This is a genomic window from Acidocella sp. MX-AZ03, from assembly GCF_027626035.1.
In the GTDB taxonomy this organism is placed as follows: Bacteria; Pseudomonadota; Alphaproteobacteria; order Acetobacterales; family Acetobacteraceae; genus Acidocella; species Acidocella facilis.
The window spans coordinates 1,354,863-1,371,480 of the sequence record NZ_CP110774.1 but is presented as its reverse complement, the minus strand read 5'-3'; the positions used below and the strand labels follow the sequence as shown (position 1 = coordinate 1,371,480).

The window sequence follows — 16,618 nt, the reverse complement described above, 5'->3', positions numbered from 1 at the left end:
CGGTACCGGGTGGCTATACCAGCCTGCCGGTGTTCGATTGCGCGGCCCGGCTGCTGCCGCAATTCGCGCCAGCCCCGCCTTCGTATTTTGAACCGGGAGGGCAGAGCCTTGCCGCGCCTGTTCTGGCTGTCCGGCGTGGCGCTGGCGATGCTGCCCGCCGCCGCCTGCGCCGCCCCGCCCGCCAATCTCACCGATGCGCTGGTCGCGGCCTATTATAACAACCCCACCCTGCAGGAGCAGCGCGCGGCGCTGCGCCAGGCGGATGAAGAGGTGCCAACCGCGCTGGCCGGCTGGAAGCCGACGGTGGAGTTGCAGGGGCAGTTTGGTCGTGTCACCGGCGCCGAGAAATACAACACCACCTCCTTCGATCCGCTGACCCAAAAATACGTGACCACCTCCAGCAAGGTGCCGGAAAACGGGACGGAGAAGACCGCCCAGGTCACGGTGACGCAACCGATCTATAAGGGCGGCAAAACCATCGCCCAGACTCGGCAATCGAAGAACGATGTCGCCGCCGCCCGCGCGCAGCTGCTCTCCCAGGAGCAGACGATCTTCCAGAATGTCGTGCAGGATTATGTCGCGGTGGTGGCCGACCAGAAGCTGCTCGCCTTGCAGCAGAGCAACCAGGACGTGCTGACCAAGCAGCTGCACGATACCCAGACCCAGTTCAATCTCGGCGAAATCACCATGACCTCGGTGGCCCAGGCTCAGGCCTCGCTGGCGCAGGCCCAGGAGCAGGTGCAGGTGGCGCAGGGCAATCTGCGCATCGCCCGGGAGAATTTCCGGCAGCTGGTGGGTGAATATCCGGCCGATGCGCTGGCGCCGCCGCAGCCTCTGGTGTTGCCGGTCAGCGGCAAGGCGGATGCCGGCAAGGTGGCGGTGGCCAATAATCCGGACGTGGTGGCCGCGGAATTCAACGATGCCTCGCAGAAGGATGCGGTGGATGTCGCCTTCTCGGCGCTGATGCCGCAGCTTTCGTTGCAGGCCTCGGCCTATAAGCAATCCGGCAGTTCCGGCCAGAACACCTATACCAGCGGCGCCTCCTTCATCGGCCAGCTGACGGTGCCGCTCTATCAGGGCGGCTCGGAATATGCCGCCATCCGCCAGGCCAAGGCCAAGGAGCAACAGGCTTTCGCCGCCGTGCTGGTGGCGCAGCGCAAGGCCTATTCGCAGGCGACCCAGAGCTGGGAGGGGATGGTCTCATCGCGCGCCGCGGTGCTGGCCAGCAATGCGCAGATCAAGGCCGACGCGATCGCCCTGGACGGGACGGAGCGCGAGGAGCTGGTTGGCACCCGCACCACGCTGGATGTGCTCAATGCCCAGCAGGCGGTGCTCACCTCCCAGGTGCAGCAGGTGCAGAATATCGCGCAGATGGTGAATTATTCCTACGCCATCGCCGCCGCGATCGGCCGATTGACCGCGCGGGACTTGAATTTGCCTGTACATGCGTATGATGATCAGAAATATTACGACGCAGTTAAGTATGCCGGATTCGGAACGGGTGCGGCGGCGGATCGGCGGGCGGGCATCGCGCCAGATGGCGAGCTGCTGAATGCCCCGCCTGTTCCGCCGGTGGTACCGGTATCTGATTCGGCGCAGACCGCGCCCTAGAGCCTCACGCTTTTCGCGCGAGGCTCTAGAGTTGATATTAGCGAGCAAATTTATCCGGTCGAACGAGTCGGTTTGATCGGATGTTGCCCTAGAAGGAGGCAGGATGAGCGACGGCGACGGCATTTCCAACCGCCCCGGCCCGGCCAGCGCGGCGGAACCTTCGATGGAGGAGATCCTCGCCTCTATCCGGCGGATTCTGTCCGAAGAAGAGAGCGGCGGCAAGCGCCAGGCGGCCTCTGACGAGCTGGTGCTGCGGGCCAGCATGCGCGTACTCTCGCCCGAACTGCCCGCCTCCGCCACCGAGCCGCCGCGCACACCGGACCCGGTCATTTCGCCGGAAGAGCCGTCCTTGCCGCAGCCCGGGCATTTCGCCCAGGCGCCGAGCTTCGAGCCGCCGCCTGCCCTGGAACCCGCGCCGATCACCATCCATGTCGAGCCCGAGCCGGTGCCGACCCCGGTCTGGCAGCAAACGCCGTTTCCGCCCGCTGACGAGCAGGCCCCGCCGGCTTATTATCAACAACCGGCGGCGCCGGCCTACCCCAGGAACCGGCGGCACCGTTCCATGACGCCGCGCCCGCGCAGCCGGCCTATCCGCCGCCGCATGAGCCGATTTATCAATCTCCTCAACCGCCCTCGATTTTCTCGGCCCAGCCCGCATCCGAGACGCTGTTTCCGATGCAGGCCGAGCCCTCTTATTTCGACCCCAGCCCAGCCAGAAGGATGAGACCATGGACGAGCAGTTTCAGGGCCCGGAAGGGCTGGTCGGCGATCAGGCCGTGTCCGATATCAGCAACTCGATCGGCGCGCTGGTGCGCAGTGTCAGCGCCGAGCGCGCCGCTGGCGTCGGCCGCGCCGGTGTCACCATCGAGGATATCGTCCGCGAGGAGATGAAGCCGGTGCTGAAGGCCTGGCTGGATACGCATCTGCCGAGCCTGGTGGAGCGCATGGTCCGCGCCGAGATCAATCGTGTGATCGAACAGGCGCAGCGCTGATCCCCTCCCAGACTAGCCTTTTCAAAGACGGGGGAACGGCCGTAAGGCGCCCCCCCAAGCCCGCCCCGGCGCGCCCCGCCGGTTTTTGTTTTCCCAGTAAGTTCGCCCAGGCCCGGGCGTTGAGGTTTTGACGTGACGACATTGGATAAGAGTTTCGAGCCGGCCTCCTGCGAGGCGCGGCTTTATGCCGGTTGGGAAGCTTCCGGCGCCTTCGCCGCCCAGCCGGGCCGCGACGCCGAACCCTACACGATCATGATCCCGCCGCCGAACGTCACCGGCAGCCTGCATGTGGGCCACGCGCTGACGATGACGCTGCAGGATATTCTGGTCCGCTACCGGCGCATGCAGGGGCGCGACGTGCTCTGGCAGCCGGGCACCGACCATGCCGGCATCGCCACCCAGATGGTGGTGGAGCGGCTGCTGGATAAGGAAGGGGTCTCCCGCAAGGAACTCGGCCGTGAGACTTTCCTCTCCCGGGTCTGGCAGTGGAAGGCGGAATCCGGCGGCAACATCACCCGCCAGCTGCGCCGCCTCGGCGCCTCGCCGGACTGGGCGCGTGAGCGTTTCACCATGGATGAGGGGCTCTCCGTCGCCGTGCGCGAAGTGTTCGTGCGGCTGTTCGAGGAAGGGCTGATCTACCAGGATAAACGCCTGGTGAACTGGGACACCGCCTTGCAGACCGCGATCTCGGACCTTGAGGTCGAGAGCCGGGATGTGAAAGGCCATATGTGGTATATTCGCTATCCGGTTGAGGGGGACGAGGAGATCATCGTCGCCACCACCCGCCCGGAGACGATGCTGGCGGATACCGCCGTGGCGGTGCATCCCGAGAACGAGACGTACAAGCATCTGATCGGCAAGATCGTCACTTTGCCGCTGACCGGCCGGAAGATCCCGGTGGTCGCCGATGAGTATGCCGACCCGGAGAAAGGCACGGGTGCGGTGAAGATCACCCCGGCGCATGATTTCAACGATTTCGAGGTCGGCAAGCGGCACGGGCTGGAGATGCCCTCGATGCTCGACAAGCAGGGCCGCATCACGCTGGCTGAACTTGGCGAGATGCCGGATTTCGTACGCTCGCTCGAAGGGCTGGACCGGTTTGCCGCGCGAAAACTGATCGTCGCCGAGCTGGAGGCGCAGGAGCTGCTGGTGGAGGTGAAGCCGCACCCGCATATGGTCCCCTATGGCGACCGCTCCGGCACCGTGATTGAGCCGTTCCTCACCACCCAATGGTATTGCAACGCCCATGTGCTGGCGCAGCCGGCGATCAAGGCGGTGGAAGAGGGGCGGATCAATTTCGTGCCCAAGCAATGGGAAAACACCTTCTTCGCCTGGATGCGCGACATCCAGCCCTGGTGCATTTCCCGTCAGCTCTGGTGGGGCCATCGCATCCCGGCCTGGTATGACGAGGCGGGCAAGGTGTACGTGGCGCGCACTGCGGAAGAGGCACAGGCCAAGGCCGGGGGCGGTGTGACGCTGACCCAGGATGAGGACGTGCTGGATACCTGGTTCTCCTCCGCCCTGTGGCCGTTCTCGACCCTGGGCTGGCCGGAACAGACGCCGGAACTGGCGAAATATTACCCGACCGATACGCTGGTGACCGGCTTTGACATCATCTTCTTCTGGGTCGCCCGGATGATGATGATGGGGCTGCATTTCATGGGGGATGTGCCGTTCCGCACCATCTATATCCATGGGCTGGTCCGCGACGAGAAGGGCCAGAAAATGTCCAAATCCAAGGGCAATGTGCTGGACCCCTGACCCTGATCGACGAATACGGCGCCGATGCGCTGCGCTACTCCGTCGCCGCTGCGGCGGGGCAGGGGCGGGATGTGAAGCTGGGGGCGAAGATCGTCGAAACCAATCGTGGCTTCATCACCAAGATCTGGAACGCGGCGCGCTTCCTGGAAATGAACGGGGTGAAGCCGAACCCGGATTTCAAGCCGGAGAACGCGAAATTGCCGCTCTGCCGCTGGATTTTGGAGTGTGCGGCGTCGGCGTGTAATGCGGCGACTGCGGGTCTCGAAAATTTTCGACCCGACGATTATGCCAAAGTTTGCTACCATTTTGTTTGGGACGAATTTTGCGATTGGTTTGTCGAACTCGCAAAACCAAGCTTTTCAACGGGCGATGCCGAAGAGGTTCGCAATACGGCTGCTTACGTGCTCGGGTTATGCTGCGATTGTTGCATCCCCTAATGCCTTTTGTCACTGAAGAGCTGTGGGACCATTTTGGTTACGGCTCGTCCGGAGCGCTGATCACTGCTCGTTGGCCGCAAGAGGAAAGCGTACTTCACAGCGGCGATCGACCGGTTGGCCCCGAGAGATAGATTGGCTTAAGGCGATTATTTCGGAAATTAGGTCCGTGCGATCCGAGATCAATGTTCCCCGTCGGTAAAGTCCGAGGTGTTGCTGCAGGATGCGTCGCCCAAATCATTGGAGTGGGCAGAGACATATTTTGAAGCGATCTCCCGCCTCGCCCGCGTGTCAAAAATCGGCCCGCTCGACGGTCCGGTGCCGAAGAATGCCGCCCAGGCGGTGCTGGGCGAGGCCACGATCATCCTGCCGCTGGAAGGGCTGATCGACCTCGAAGCCGAGAAGAAGCGCCTCGCCGCCGCGTTGGCGAAGGCCGAGAGCGAGTTGAAAAAGGTGCAGGCCAAGCTCGGCAATGCCGATTTCACCTCCCGCGCCCCGGAAGCGATCCTCGAAGAGCATCGCGAGCGCGAGCAGAGTTTCGGCAATGAGGTGACGCGCCTTTCGGCGGCGCTCTCCCGCCTCGCCTGAGGGCCGCATGCGCATCCTGCTGGTCAACCATGAATTCACCATCACGGGGGCCAGCACGGTGCTGCTGCGGCTGGCGGCGCATTTGCAGGCGCGCGGCCATAGCCTGACCGTGCTGCCCGCCAACCCGGAAGACGGGCCGATCAAGGCCGCCTATGAGGCGCTTGGGATCGGCATCGCCACCGGGGCGGCGTTGAGCGCGTTCGATATCGCCATCGCCAACGGCATCGGCACCACCCAGGCGGTGATCGATATTGCGGGCCGGGTGCCGACCATCTGGTTTCTGCACGAGGCGGAGGTGGGGCTGCGCATCCTGCTCAAAAATCCGGCGCTCGGGCAGGCGTTCGGCATCGCGGCGGCGGTGGTGTACCAGACCGCCTATCAGGCGGAAATCTATCGCTCCTTCACCTACGCGCTGCCACCGCGGAAATTTCACATCATCCCGAACGGGCTGCCCCCTTGCCGGAGAGCCTGCCGGCGGTGCGGCCGAAAGCCCGGCCCTTGCGGCTGGTGCAGGTGGGTAGCGTGGAGCCGCGCAAGCGCGGCGGTGATCTGATCCGCGCCGTGGCCGCCGCCGGGCTGGATATGGAATGCGTGCTGTGCGGGCGGGTTTATGAGCTGGATGAGGCGGCGCGGCGCCTGGCCGAGGCCGAGCCTTCACGCTTCATCCTCACCGGCGAGGTGCCGCCGGAAACCGCTCTGGCCTGGATCAAGTCCGCCGATATCAGTGCTCTGGTTTCGGAGAGCGAGTCACAGCCGGTTTCGGTGATGGAGGCAGCGCGGTTCGGCAGACCTTTGCTGCTGTCCGATCTTGGGATCTATCGCGGCATATTCACCCATGGGCAGAGCGCGTTGATGGCGCCGGTCGGGCATGTGGCGCTGCTGGCCGCCAATCTGGCGCTGCTGGCCGGTAATCCCGGCTTGCGTGCGCAGCTGGGGCAGGCGGCGGCGCAGGCGGTGCGCGGCTTCACCGCGGCACGGTTCTTTCTGCAATTCGAGGCGGTAATCGCCGGGCTGGCGGCATGAGCCTGCGCATCCGCCCGCTGGAGGCTGAAGACCGCGCCGGCTGGGAGGCGCTGTGGCAGGGCTATTTGCGGTTCTATGAGGAAGATTTGCCCGGCGAGGTGACCGAGATCGTCTTTCAGCGCCTGCTCGACCCGGCCGAGCCGATGGTTGCCTTGGTTGCCGAGGGTGAGGGCGCCTTGCTGGGGCTGGTGCATTGCGTGTTTCATCGCGGCACCTGGTCGGTGAGCGATGTCTGCTATCTGGAAGACCTCTTCACCGCGCCGGCGGCGCGCGGCCAGGGGGTGGGGCGGGCGCTGATCGAGGCGGTGTATGAGCTGGCGCGCGGGCGCGGCGTGGGCCGGGTCTATTGGGTGACGCAGGAGGGCAACAAGACCGCCCAGGCGCTTTATGAAAAGCTCGCCGAGCGGGCGGATTTCATCCAGTACCGGAAAAGCCTGTGAGTCATATTGCCGCTCTGGGGCTGCTGATCCTGGCGGCCTGCCTGGAAGCCGGCGGCGATGCGCTGGCCCGGACGGCGCTCCACGCCCATGCGCTGCCCGTCCGGCTGGGGTTTTTCAGCGCGGCGGCGTTGGTGCTGTTCATCTATGGGGTGACGGTGAATTTGCCGCCCTGGGATTTCGGGCGGCTGCTGGGCGTTTATGTGGCGCTGTTTTTCGTGGTGGCGCAGCTGATCAATCTGTTCGCTTTCGGCGTGCGCCCTGGCCTGCCGGTGCTGGCGGGCGGGGTGCTGATCCTGGCCGGCGGGCTGCTGATGACGTTTTGGAATAAATAAAAGTTTTCGGGCGAAAGACCGGCATGCTTGGCGACGCTGTCGTCATCCCCCGGACATTCATGGGGAGTTTTTGAAAAAACTCCCCATCCCTTCGGCGCCTTTCCAACGCTGCTGTGCAGCGTTGGAACCTTCGGCGCCGACGCCCCAAAACCTTCCGCAAATTTCAGGCGGCGGGTGTGGCGTCTTCCAGCCCATACGTCCCCAGCACCCGCTCCATCCAGCCCAGGAGCGCGTCGCCCGGCTGAAATAGCGGTGTGGAGGACATCAGCCGCCCCCATTGCAGCGCGCCGAAGACGATATGGTCCGCCCAGTTCGGCGCTTCGCCGGCGAGGAAGGCCTGGTCGGTCAGCAGCTTGCGTAATGGCCGCAGCACCAGGTCGAGCCGTTCCAGCGCCAGATGCCGGGTGGCGTCGAACTCCTCCAGCCGGCGCCCCAGCATCGCCTCGCGGGTCAGGCGGAAATACTCCTGATCCTTCGGGTGCAGCCGGCGATGAATATCCGCCACCACCACCTGCGCCAGGGCAGGATGCAGCGACATCTCCGCCCATTGCTTGACGAACATGCTCAGCGCCCGGGCTGGCGGCTCGCCGAACAAGGAGGCCTCGTTCGGGTAGGTGCGCTCCAGGTAATCGGCGATGATCTGGCTGTCGGAGACGATGTTGGCGCCATCCAGCAGCACCGGCACCTTGCCCTGGCCGGATGCGGCAAGCGCCTCCTTTTCGGTGAAATGCCAGGGAATGGTTTCGTAAGCGAGGTTCTTGTGCGCCAGCGCCAGCTTCACCCGCCAGCAATAGGGGGAGAAGCGGGTGCCGTCGGCGGCGGTGAGATCGTAGAGGGTGCGGTTCATCGCGCCGTCTGGCCGAACAAGATCTTGTTGGCATCCTGGGTCACGGTTGGCGCGCTGTTGATCGCCTTGGCCTTCTCATAAGCGCGCTGCACCGCCGGGCGCGCGCTCATGCGCGCGAACCAGGCTTGCAGATGCGGGAAATCCTCAAGCTTCTGCTGCTGGCGCTCATAGGGGACGATCCAGGGATAGCTCGCCATATCCGCGATCGAGTACTCGCCAGCGATATAATCACGCCCTTCCAGCTGCTTGTTGAGCACGCCGTAGAGACGGTTGGTCTCCTTCACATAGCGTTCCATCGCGTAAGGAATGCGCTCGGGCGCGTATTGCACGAAATGATGGTTCTGCCCGGCCATCGGCCCCAGCCCGCCCATCTGCCAGTACAGCCATTGCAGCACCTCGAAGCGCGGGCGCGGGGCCTTGGGGAGGAACTGGCCGGTCTTGTCGGCCAGATATTCCAGAATGGCGCCGCTCTCGAAAATACCGAGCGGCGCGCCGCCATCGGCGGGGGCCATGTCGCGGATCGCCGGGATGCGGTTATTTGGCGCGAAGGCCAGGAAATCCGGGTTGAACTGCTCGCCTTTGGAGATGTTCACGGGGAAGATCTTGTACTCCAGCCCGGCCTCTTCGAGGAAGATGCTGACCTTATGGCCGTTCGGCGTGGTCCAGTAATAAAGCTCGATCATTGCGTCACTCCTTACGCCAGCGCCTTCGCGGCCAGCTCATATGTGTTGGGGCTGAGATGTTCACGCGCCAGGATGCGTTCAAGCTCAGCCTTCATCAGCCCCTGGCGGCCAGCATCGAAACGCCGCCAATGGCCAAGGGCGGTGACCAGCCGCGCGGCGATCTGCGGGTTGGTCTCATCCAGCCGCAGCACGAAATCCGCCAGCAGCTTGTAGCCGGTGCCGGATGCGTCGTGGAACACCGCCGGATTGCCGGTAAAGGCGCCGATGAGGGCGCGCACCCGGTTGGGGTTGCGCAGATCCATCGCCTCGTGCGTGGCCAGGGCCTGCACCCGGGCCAGCGTATCCGGCGCATTGCTGCGGGCCTGCACGGCGAACCATTTATCCAGCACCAGCGGGGTGGATTGCCATTCTTCGAAGAAGGCCGCCAGTGCCTGGTCACGGGCCGCGCCTTGCGTGTCCACCAGGCAGGCGAGGGCGGCCAGGCGCTCGGTCATGTTGCCGGCCTTCGCGAACTGGGTGGCGGCTGGGCCGCTCTCGCCGGCGGCGGTGAGATAGCCCAGAGCCGCATTGCGCAGCGCCCGCGCGCCCATGGCGACCCCGGAGACATCCTCCGGCGCGGCGCCGGCAAACCCGTCATACACGGCCTGGAATTCCGCCTTCAGCGCCATCCCCAGCGCCTTGCGGGCGGCCTGGCGCACGGCATGGATGGCATCCGGGTCCACCACCTCCATATCGTCGGCGAGCAGGCTTTCCATCGGCAGCACCAGCGCCTCGGCGGCAAAGGCGGGGTCGCGTTTGGCGTCGGCCAGAATCGCGGCGATGGCGTCTTTCAGCCCGGCATCCAGGCTGAAGCCCTTGCCCTGTTGATGGGCGGCCACAGCGTCCAGCAGCACCGCGCTGGCATAGCGCTGCAACGCATCCCAGCGGTTGAACAGATCCCCGTCATGCGCCGCCAGGAAGGCCAGACGCTCGCAGCTCTGGCCTTTCAGCTTCACCGGGGCGGAGAAATGCCGGAATAGCGAGACGGCCTTCGGCGCCTGTTTCAGTTCGAAATCGAAGCGCTGCGATTTTTCGCGCAACAGCAGGGTTTCGGCATGCAGCTCGGCGCCTTTCTCCTCCAGCAGCGCCATGGCGACCGGGATCAGCAGCGCCTGCTTCTCCGGCTGGCCGGGTGTGGGGGCGGTGTGCTGATGCAGGGTCAGGGTGAAGGTGTTGGAGGATTCGTCCCAGCTCTCTTCAAAACTCACCTCAGGCGTGCCGGCCTGGCCGTACCAGAGCATTAGCTGCTTCAGGTCGATGTCGGTGGCGGATTGCATCGCCGCCCAGAAATCCTCCACCGTCGCGGCGGAGTTGTCGTTCTTGGCGATATATTCATCCATGCCGCGCCGGAATGCCTCCGGCCCGATGATGGTGCGGTACATCCGCACGATCTCCGCACCTTTTTCGTAAATCGTCGTGGTATAGAAATTGTTGATTTCCAGATAGCTGGCCGGGCGGACCGGATGCGCCAGCGGGCCGGCATCGTCGCGGAACTGGGTGGCGCGCAGCAGCCGGACATCGGCGATGCGCTTCACCGCCGCCGAGAACTGGTCCGACATATATTGCTGGTCGCGGAAGACGGTGAGGCCCTCTTTCAGCGAGAGCTGGAACCAGTCCCGGCAGGTGACGCGATCGCCGGTCCAGTTATGGAAATATTCATGCGCGATGACGCGCTCGACATTCTGGAAATCCGCATCGGTGGCGGTTTTGGAATCGGCCAGCACATAGGCGGTGTTGAAGATGTTGAGGCCCTTATTCTCCATCGCCCCGGCATTGAAATCCGAAACCGCGGCGATGTTGAAAATATCGAGATCATATTCGAGGCCGAAAACCTCCTCGTCCCATTTCATCGAGCGCTTCAGCGCGCCCATGGCGTGATCGCAGCGCGTCTCGTCGCCGCGCTCGACCCACACGCCCAGCTCCACCTTGCGGCCGGAGGCGGTGGTGAACTCATCCTTCACCGCCACCAGATCCGCCGCCACCAGCGCGAAGAGATAAGAGGGTTTCGGGTGCGGGTCTTCCCACTCCGCATAGGCCTTGCCGTTTTCCACGCCGCTTGCCAGCTTGTTGCCGTTGGAGAGCAGGATGGGGAATTTATCCGCATCGGCGCGCATGCGCACATGGTAGCGCGCCATCACGTCCGGCCGGTCCGGGAAGAAGGTGATCTTGCGGAACCCCTCCGGCTCGCATTGGGTGAAGAAGCCGGAGCCAGACATATAGAGGCCGGAAAGCTCGGTATTGGCGGCGGGATCGATGCGCACGCTGGTCTCCAGCACCGCCTCGTCGGGCAGCTCGGGCAGGGTCAGGCTGTTCGCATCCAGCGTGTAGCGATTATCGCCCAGCGCCTCGCCATTCAGCGCGATGGAGAGCAGCTCCAGCTTGCGGCCATCGAGCTTCAGCGGGCCCGGGGCGTTGCGGCGCAGCTGCAAGCGCGCATGCACGATGGTCGCCTCCGGCGCCAGCTCGAAATCCAGCGAAACCTTGTCCACCAGGAAGGCGGGCGGGCGGTAATCCGCGAGGTTCACCGGGGTGCGGGTCGGGGTCTGTCCATCAGCCATGCGTCTGTGCTTCCTGTTCCTGCTAGCGAAATGCCGCCGCCACCGCATATGGTAGGGCATGGACGGTGAGACATCTCTACAGCTTGAGATTTTTCCGACGATTGCCGAGATCGGGCAAGAGGCATGGGACGGGTGCTTCAGGGAGGATAACCCGTTTATCTCCTATGCGTTTCTCTCAAGCCTGGAGGAAAGCGGCTCTGTCGGCGGGCGTAGCGGTTGGCATCCCCGGCATCTGGCGTTGCGCGACGCGGCGGGCGGGCTGCAGGCGGTGGCGCCGGCCTATGCGAAAACCCATTCCTACGGCGAATATGTGTTCGACCAGGGCTGGGCCAATGCTTTCGAGCGCGCCGGCGGGCGCTATTATCCGAAATTGCAGGTGGCATCGCCTTTCTCCCCGGTGCCGGGGCCAAGGCTGCTGGGGGCGACGCCGGAGGTGATGGCGGCGGCGCTGGAGGCGAGTTGCAACGCCACCAAAACCTCCTCCGCGCATGTGACCTTCTGCACCGAGGCGGAGTGGGAGGGGCTGGGCCGGGCCGGCTGGCTGCAGCGGCTGGGCATGCAGTTTCACTGGGAAAATCCAGGCTATGAGAGCTTCGAGGAATTTCTCGGCGCGCTCTCCTCGCGCAAGCGCAAAGCCATTCGCCGTGAGCGGCGCGACGCCCAGGCGGGGCTGACCTTCCGGGCGCTGAGCGGGCCAGAGCTGACGCCGGCGATCTGGGCGATATTCTATGAATTCTATCTCTCCACAGTCGAGCGCAAATGGGGCGGGGCGTATCTGACCCCGGAATTCTTCCCGCTGCTGGGCCAACGCCTGGGGGAGCGCGTGGTGCTGATGCTGGCGGAGCGGAACGGCAAGCCGATCGCCGGGGCGCTTAATCTGCGCGGCGACGGCGTGCTGTACGGGCGCAATTGGGGGGCGCTGGAGGATGTGCCCTTCCTGCATTTCGAGCTCTGCTATTACCAGGCGATCGACTACGCCATCGCGCACGGGCTGAAGCGGGTGGAGGCCGGGGCGCAGGGGCAGCATAAGATCCAGCGCGGCTACCTGCCCAAGCCCACCTACTCGGCGCATTATATCGAACATCCCGGCCTGCGCGCGGCGGTGGCGGAATTTGTCGCGGCCGAGCGCGAGGAAATGCTGAGCGCGATGGAGGCGATGGCGGCCGAGGGGCCGTATCGGCGGGATGGGGAGAGTTAGGCTAAAAATCTTGGGTTAATCCGGTCGACAGCCTGCGGGGCGGCCAGATTCCGCCCGACATAAAAAAGCCCTGCATAATGCCGGGCTTTTCCGTTTTCTGGGCGCAGGCCTTACGGCTTCAGCGCGTACATGGCGTAATTGCCGTCATGCCACTTGTAGATGGCGTAGGCGGCGTTGACGACGTCGCCCTTGGAGTCGAACTTGATCGGCCCGAGCACGGTGTTCCACGGCCCGCCCGCCTTCAGCTCTTTCGCGACCTTGGTGGGGTTGGTGGTGCCGGCCTTCTTGGCGGCTTCCGCCCAGACCTGCACGGTGGCGTAGGAGTACAGCACATAGCCGGACGGGTCTTCCTTCGCGGCGGTCAGTTCGGCGACGACCTTGGCGGCGGCCGGGTCCTTCTCGGCCGGCGGCGGAAGGTCATCAGCATGCCTTCAGCGGCGCTGCCGGCCACCTGCCACAGGGCGGAGGTCACGGCCGCGTCTTCCGAGAAATATTGCGGCGTGAAGCCCTGGGTGACGCCTTCGCGCATGATCAGGCCCATATCGGAATAATAGCCGCCCATATAGACCAGGGTGATGCCCTGCTCCTTCATGCGCGAGATCAGCGCGGAGTAGTCCTTGTCGCCGGCGGTGTAGGAGGTGTTGTAGGCCACCTTCACGCCCAGCTTCTTCAGGTTCAGCCGCACCTGGTCGGCAATGCCCTTGCCGTAGGTGGAGTTATCGTCCAGCACCGCGATCTTCGCCTTGGGGAAGTGCTTGGCGATATATTCCGCGGCCACCTTGCCCTGCTGGTCGTCACGGCCGCAGGTGCGGAAGGTGTAGGGGCTGCCATCATCGGTGTAGGCCGGGTTGGTCGAGGCCGGGGAGATCTGCAGGATGCCGGCATCCTCATAGACCTTGCTGGCCGGGATCGAGGAGGCGGAGCAGAAATGCCCGTCCACCATCACCACGCCATCGGAGACCAGCGTGTTGGCGGCGGAGACGGCCTGCTTCGGATCGCAGGCATCGTCCACCGGCACCGGCACCAGCTGCTTGCCGAGCACGCCGCCGGCCTTGTTGATGTCGGAGATCGCGAGGTCGAAGCCGGTCTTCATCTGCACGCCGAAGGCGGCGTTGGAGCCGGTGAGGGGACCGGCCATGCCGATCTTGATCTGCGCATGGGCGAGGCCGGTGCCGAGCGCCAGCAGCGCGGCGGTGCCAAAAAGGATGTTACGCAAAGTCTGCTCCTGTTGTTTATGGTGACGATCTTAGACAAGGTGCAAAACGAGTATGAGCCCAAAAAATGGGCCGTATCAATGGCTGCCTTCGAGATAGGCGGCCCTGATTTCGGGCTTGGCGAGCAGTTCCGCGCCAGTGCCCTGCATGGTCAGCTGACCATTGACCAGAACATAGGCGCGGTGCGCCAGGCGCAGCGCCTGGTTGGCATTCTGCTCGACCAGCAGAACGGTGAGCCCGGTTTCCCGGTTGAGGTCGCGGATGGCACCGAAAATCTGCTTGATCACCAGCGGAGCCAGGCCCAGCGAGGGCTCGTCCAGCAGCAGCAGCTTCGGCTTGCTCATCAGCGCGCGGGCAATGGCCAGCATTTGTTGTTCGCCGCCAGAGAGCGTGCCGGCGCGTTGCGCGAAGCGCTCCTGCAGCCTGGGGAACAACGCGAACATCTTTTTCAGGTTCACGTCGTAATCTTCGTAATCGATCACCTGCGCGCCCATCAGCAGGTTTTCCTCGACACTCATGCGCGGGAAAATTCGCCGCCCTTCCGGCGACTGGGCGATGCCCTTGCGGGCGATCTGGAAGGCGGGAAGGGTGGTGATGTCCTCGCCATAATACAGCACTCGGCCGGTCTTGGCCTTGGGCATGCCGAAAATGGTCATCATCAGCGTGGATTTGCCGGCGCCATTGGCGCCGATCAGGGTGACGATCTCGCCTTCCGGCACCTCGATGGAGACATCGCGCAGCGCCTGGATTGGGCCGTAAAAGCTGCTCACCCCCTGGAGTTCGAGAACATTGCTCATGCCACGCTCTCCGCCACCGGCGCGTCGGGGTCGTCCTCGTCGCCCTCGCCGAGATAGGCGGCGATGACGGCGGGGTCGTTGCGGATCTCGGTCGGGCTGCCATCGGCGATCTTCTTGCCGTGGTCGAGCACGATAATATGGTCGGAAATCTTCATCACGACGCCCATGTCATGTTCGATGAGCAGCAGCGAGCAGCCTTCATCGCGGATTTTCAGAAGCAGCTGGTTGAGCCCGGCGGATTCGCGCGGGTTGAGGCCGGCGGCCGGCTCGTCCAGGCAGAGCAAGGCGGGCTCGGTGCACATGGCGCGGGCGATTTCCAGGCGGCGCTGGTCGCCATAAGGCAGGGCGCCGGCGGGATCGTCGGCGCGGGCCATCAGCCCGGTCTGGTCCAGCCAGTGCTTGGCCAGCTCGATCGCCTGTTTCTCGGCCTTGCGATAGCCGCCCAGCCCGAGCACGCCGAGCACGCCGAAGCCGGTTGCCGATTGCAGCTTGTTATGCTGCGCGATCAGCAGGTTTTCCAGCGCCGTCATGCCGCCGAACAGGCGGATATTCTGGAAGGTGCGCGCCACCTTGCCCTTGGAGGCGACCTGGTGGCCGGCCAGCTTCTCCAGCCGCACGATTTTGCCCAGGCTGGGCGACATCGCGATGCTGCCTTCGGTCGGCTTGTAGAAGCCGGTGATGCAGTTGAAGAGCGTGGTCTTGCCCGCACCGTTGGGGCCGATGACGGCGGTGATATGGCCGCGCTCAGCGGCGAAGGACACGTTATTGACCGCGGTGAGGCCGCCAAAACGCATCGTCAGGTTGGAGACGGAGAGAATGGTCATGGCTCAGCCCTTGCCTTCGGCGCGCAATTCCGCGCCGATCATTTTCGCTTTGCCCAACGAGACCGAGGGGCGGCGGATGGAGATGAAGCCGCGCGGGCGCACCACCATGATGGTCACCAGCGCCAGGCCGAAGATCAGCATGCGGTAGATCTGCAGCGATTGCAGCAATTCGGGAATGCCGATCATCACGCAGGCGGCCAGCACCACGCCGAGCTGGCTGCCAGCTCCACCCAGCACCACGATGGCGAGCACGGTGGCGGATTCGATGAAGGTGAAGCTATCCGGGCTGATGAAGCTCTGCCGTGCGGCGAAGAAGCAGCCGGCGAAGCCACCGAACATCGCGCCGATGGCGAAGGCGGTGAGTTTGGTGTTGCGCACATTGATGCCAAGCGAGCGGCAGGCGATCTCATCCTCGCGCAGCGCCTCCCAGGCGCGGCCCAGGGGCTGTTTGCGCAGCCGCAGCGTCACCCAGTTGGTGAGCAGCGCCAGCGCCAGGATCACATAGAAAAGATAGGCGGTTTTCTGCCAGGGCATCGGGTCGACGCCGAAGAAGCCGGCGAAGGTGCCCGGGCCGCCGGCCATGGAGAATTTCAGCCCGAACAGGCTAGGGGCTGGCATGCCGAGCAGACCGTTGGGCCCGCCGGTGAGCGAGACCCAGTTGGTGATGACCAGCCGGATGATTTCCCCGAAAGCGAGGGTGACGATGGCCAGATAGTCGCCACGCAGCCGCAGCACCGGAAAGCCCAGGCACACGCCCCAGAAGGCGGCGAGGATGCCGGCCAGCGGCAGGCACTCCCAGAAGCCGAGCCCGAAATTCGAGGCCAGCAGCGCGAAGGAATAGGCGCCGACGGCATAGAAGGCGACGTAGCCGAGATCGAGCAGGCCGGCGAGGCCGACGACGATGTTCAGCCCCCAGCCCAGCATCACGTAAGTGAGGATGAGCACGCCGAGATCGATATAGGCGTTGGGCATGCCGGGCAGCAGCGGGAAGATGATCGCCACCGCCAGCAGCACCGGGCCGATATATTTTGCCGCCCGGGCGGCGGCGGCGCCATTGCTGGGCTTGGCGGTGCGCTTGCCGCGTAGCCTGTGCCAGGCCAGCATCGCCATGCGGGCGATGAAGGTGGCGGCCACCGCCAGCGCCAGCCGCTCCGGCGTTGGGCCGAGCGTGAGATTGCCGGAGGTGCCGTCCCCCAGATGCACGCCGAGGAAGGGGGCGAAAATCAGCAGCGCGAAAAATGCGCAGAGGCCCGCATCTTTGAGATCTTCCAGCATGA

16 protein-coding genes and 1 pseudogene are annotated in these 16,618 nt (G+C 64.5%); 9 read left to right on the top strand and 8 right to left on the bottom strand.

Annotated elements, in window-relative coordinates; translation table 11 throughout:
* Window positions 1–108: 108 nt before the first annotated feature.
* The 8 genes and pseudogenes from GT370_RS07785 (at window position 109) to GT370_RS07750 (ending at window position 7,181) form a co-directional block, all read left to right on the top strand.
* Window positions 109–1,611, top strand: coding sequence for a TolC family outer membrane protein (locus tag GT370_RS07785; protein ID WP_008492355.1), 1,503 nt, complete (start codon window positions 109–111; stop codon window positions 1,609–1,611).
* Between the two features lie 103 nt (window positions 1,612–1,714).
* Window positions 1,715–2,335: a hypothetical protein gene (locus GT370_RS07780; protein WP_270184170.1), complete on the top strand. Its 621-nt coding sequence runs from the start codon at window positions 1,715–1,717 to the stop codon at window positions 2,333–2,335.
* Window positions 2,336–2,339: 4 nt separating this feature from the next.
* Window positions 2,340–2,603 carry a DUF2497 domain-containing protein gene (locus GT370_RS07775; protein WP_270184169.1) on the top strand — a complete coding sequence of 88 codons (264 nt, stop codon included), beginning with the start codon at window positions 2,340–2,342 and terminating at the stop codon, window positions 2,601–2,603.
* A 132-nt stretch (window positions 2,604–2,735) separates the two neighbouring features.
* Window positions 2,736–5,386, top strand: a pseudogene (locus GT370_RS07770) (valine--tRNA ligase).
* Window positions 5,387–5,393: 7 nt separating this feature from the next.
* On the top strand, window positions 5,394–5,939 hold the full coding sequence (locus tag GT370_RS07765) for a glycosyltransferase (protein ID WP_270184168.1): 546 nt from the start codon (window positions 5,394–5,396) through the stop codon (window positions 5,937–5,939).
* The gene (locus tag GT370_RS07760) at window positions 5,843–6,409 is read left to right on the top strand and encodes a glycosyltransferase (RefSeq protein ID WP_270184167.1); all 567 of its coding nucleotides are present in this window, start codon (window positions 5,843–5,845) and stop codon (window positions 6,407–6,409) included. The genes GT370_RS07765 and GT370_RS07760 overlap by 97 nt, the downstream gene beginning before the upstream one ends.
* Window positions 6,406–6,849, top strand: a complete 444-nt coding sequence (locus tag GT370_RS07755; protein WP_008492359.1) for a GNAT family N-acetyltransferase — start codon at window positions 6,406–6,408, stop codon at window positions 6,847–6,849. Before GT370_RS07760 ends, GT370_RS07755 begins: the two co-directional genes overlap by 4 nt.
* Window positions 6,846–7,181, top strand: coding sequence for a hypothetical protein (locus GT370_RS07750; RefSeq protein ID WP_008492360.1), 336 nt, complete (start codon window positions 6,846–6,848; stop codon window positions 7,179–7,181). Before GT370_RS07755 ends, GT370_RS07750 begins: the two co-directional genes overlap by 4 nt.
* 163 nt (window positions 7,182–7,344) lie before the next feature.
* Here the strand turns inward: GT370_RS07750 and GT370_RS07745 are convergent, their stop codons facing one another.
* From GT370_RS07745 to pepN, 3 genes are read right to left on the bottom strand one after another with little or no spacing between them, the layout of a single operon-like run.
* Window positions 7,345–8,028 (bottom strand): glutathione S-transferase N-terminal domain-containing protein, encoded by a 684-nt coding sequence (locus GT370_RS07745; RefSeq protein WP_008492361.1) that lies wholly within the window; start codon window positions 8,026–8,028, stop codon window positions 7,345–7,347.
* Window positions 8,025–8,711, bottom strand: coding sequence for a glutathione binding-like protein (locus tag GT370_RS07740; RefSeq protein ID WP_008492362.1), 687 nt, complete (start codon window positions 8,709–8,711; stop codon window positions 8,025–8,027). Before GT370_RS07740 ends, GT370_RS07745 begins: the two co-directional genes overlap by 4 nt.
* 11 nt (window positions 8,712–8,722) lie before the next feature.
* Window positions 8,723–11,308 (bottom strand): aminopeptidase N, encoded by a 2,586-nt coding sequence (pepN, locus tag GT370_RS07735; RefSeq protein ID WP_008492363.1) that lies wholly within the window; start codon window positions 11,306–11,308, stop codon window positions 8,723–8,725.
* Between the two features lie 58 nt (window positions 11,309–11,366).
* Between pepN and GT370_RS07730 the strand changes: the two genes are divergently transcribed.
* On the top strand, window positions 11,367–12,506 hold the full coding sequence (locus tag GT370_RS07730) for a GNAT family N-acetyltransferase (protein WP_008492364.1): 1,140 nt from the start codon (window positions 11,367–11,369) through the stop codon (window positions 12,504–12,506).
* A 110-nt stretch (window positions 12,507–12,616) separates the two neighbouring features.
* Here the strand turns inward: GT370_RS07730 and GT370_RS07725 are convergent, their stop codons facing one another.
* The 5 genes from GT370_RS07725 to livM form a co-directional block, all read right to left on the bottom strand.
* Window positions 12,617–12,871, bottom strand: coding sequence for an ABC transporter substrate-binding protein (locus GT370_RS07725; protein ID WP_270184366.1), 255 nt, complete (start codon window positions 12,869–12,871; stop codon window positions 12,617–12,619).
* Window positions 12,868–13,722: a branched-chain amino acid ABC transporter substrate-binding protein gene (locus GT370_RS07720; protein ID WP_270184166.1), complete on the bottom strand. Its 855-nt coding sequence runs from the start codon at window positions 13,720–13,722 to the stop codon at window positions 12,868–12,870. Before GT370_RS07720 ends, GT370_RS07725 begins: the two co-directional genes overlap by 4 nt.
* A gap of 75 nt (window positions 13,723–13,797) precedes the next feature.
* On the bottom strand, window positions 13,798–14,517 hold the full coding sequence (locus GT370_RS07715; RefSeq protein WP_008492366.1) for an ABC transporter ATP-binding protein: 720 nt from the start codon (window positions 14,515–14,517) through the stop codon (window positions 13,798–13,800).
* A complete protein-coding gene (locus GT370_RS07710; RefSeq protein WP_008492367.1) occupies window positions 14,514–15,341 on the bottom strand; it encodes an ABC transporter ATP-binding protein in 828 nt (275 codons plus the stop codon). Before GT370_RS07710 ends, GT370_RS07715 begins: the two co-directional genes overlap by 4 nt.
* A gap of 3 nt (window positions 15,342–15,344) precedes the next feature.
* Entirely contained in the window at window positions 15,345–16,616 is a 1,272-nt protein-coding gene (livM, locus tag GT370_RS07705) for a high-affinity branched-chain amino acid ABC transporter permease LivM (protein ID WP_008492368.1), read from the bottom strand.
* Between the last annotated feature and the right edge of the window lie 2 nt (window positions 16,617–16,618).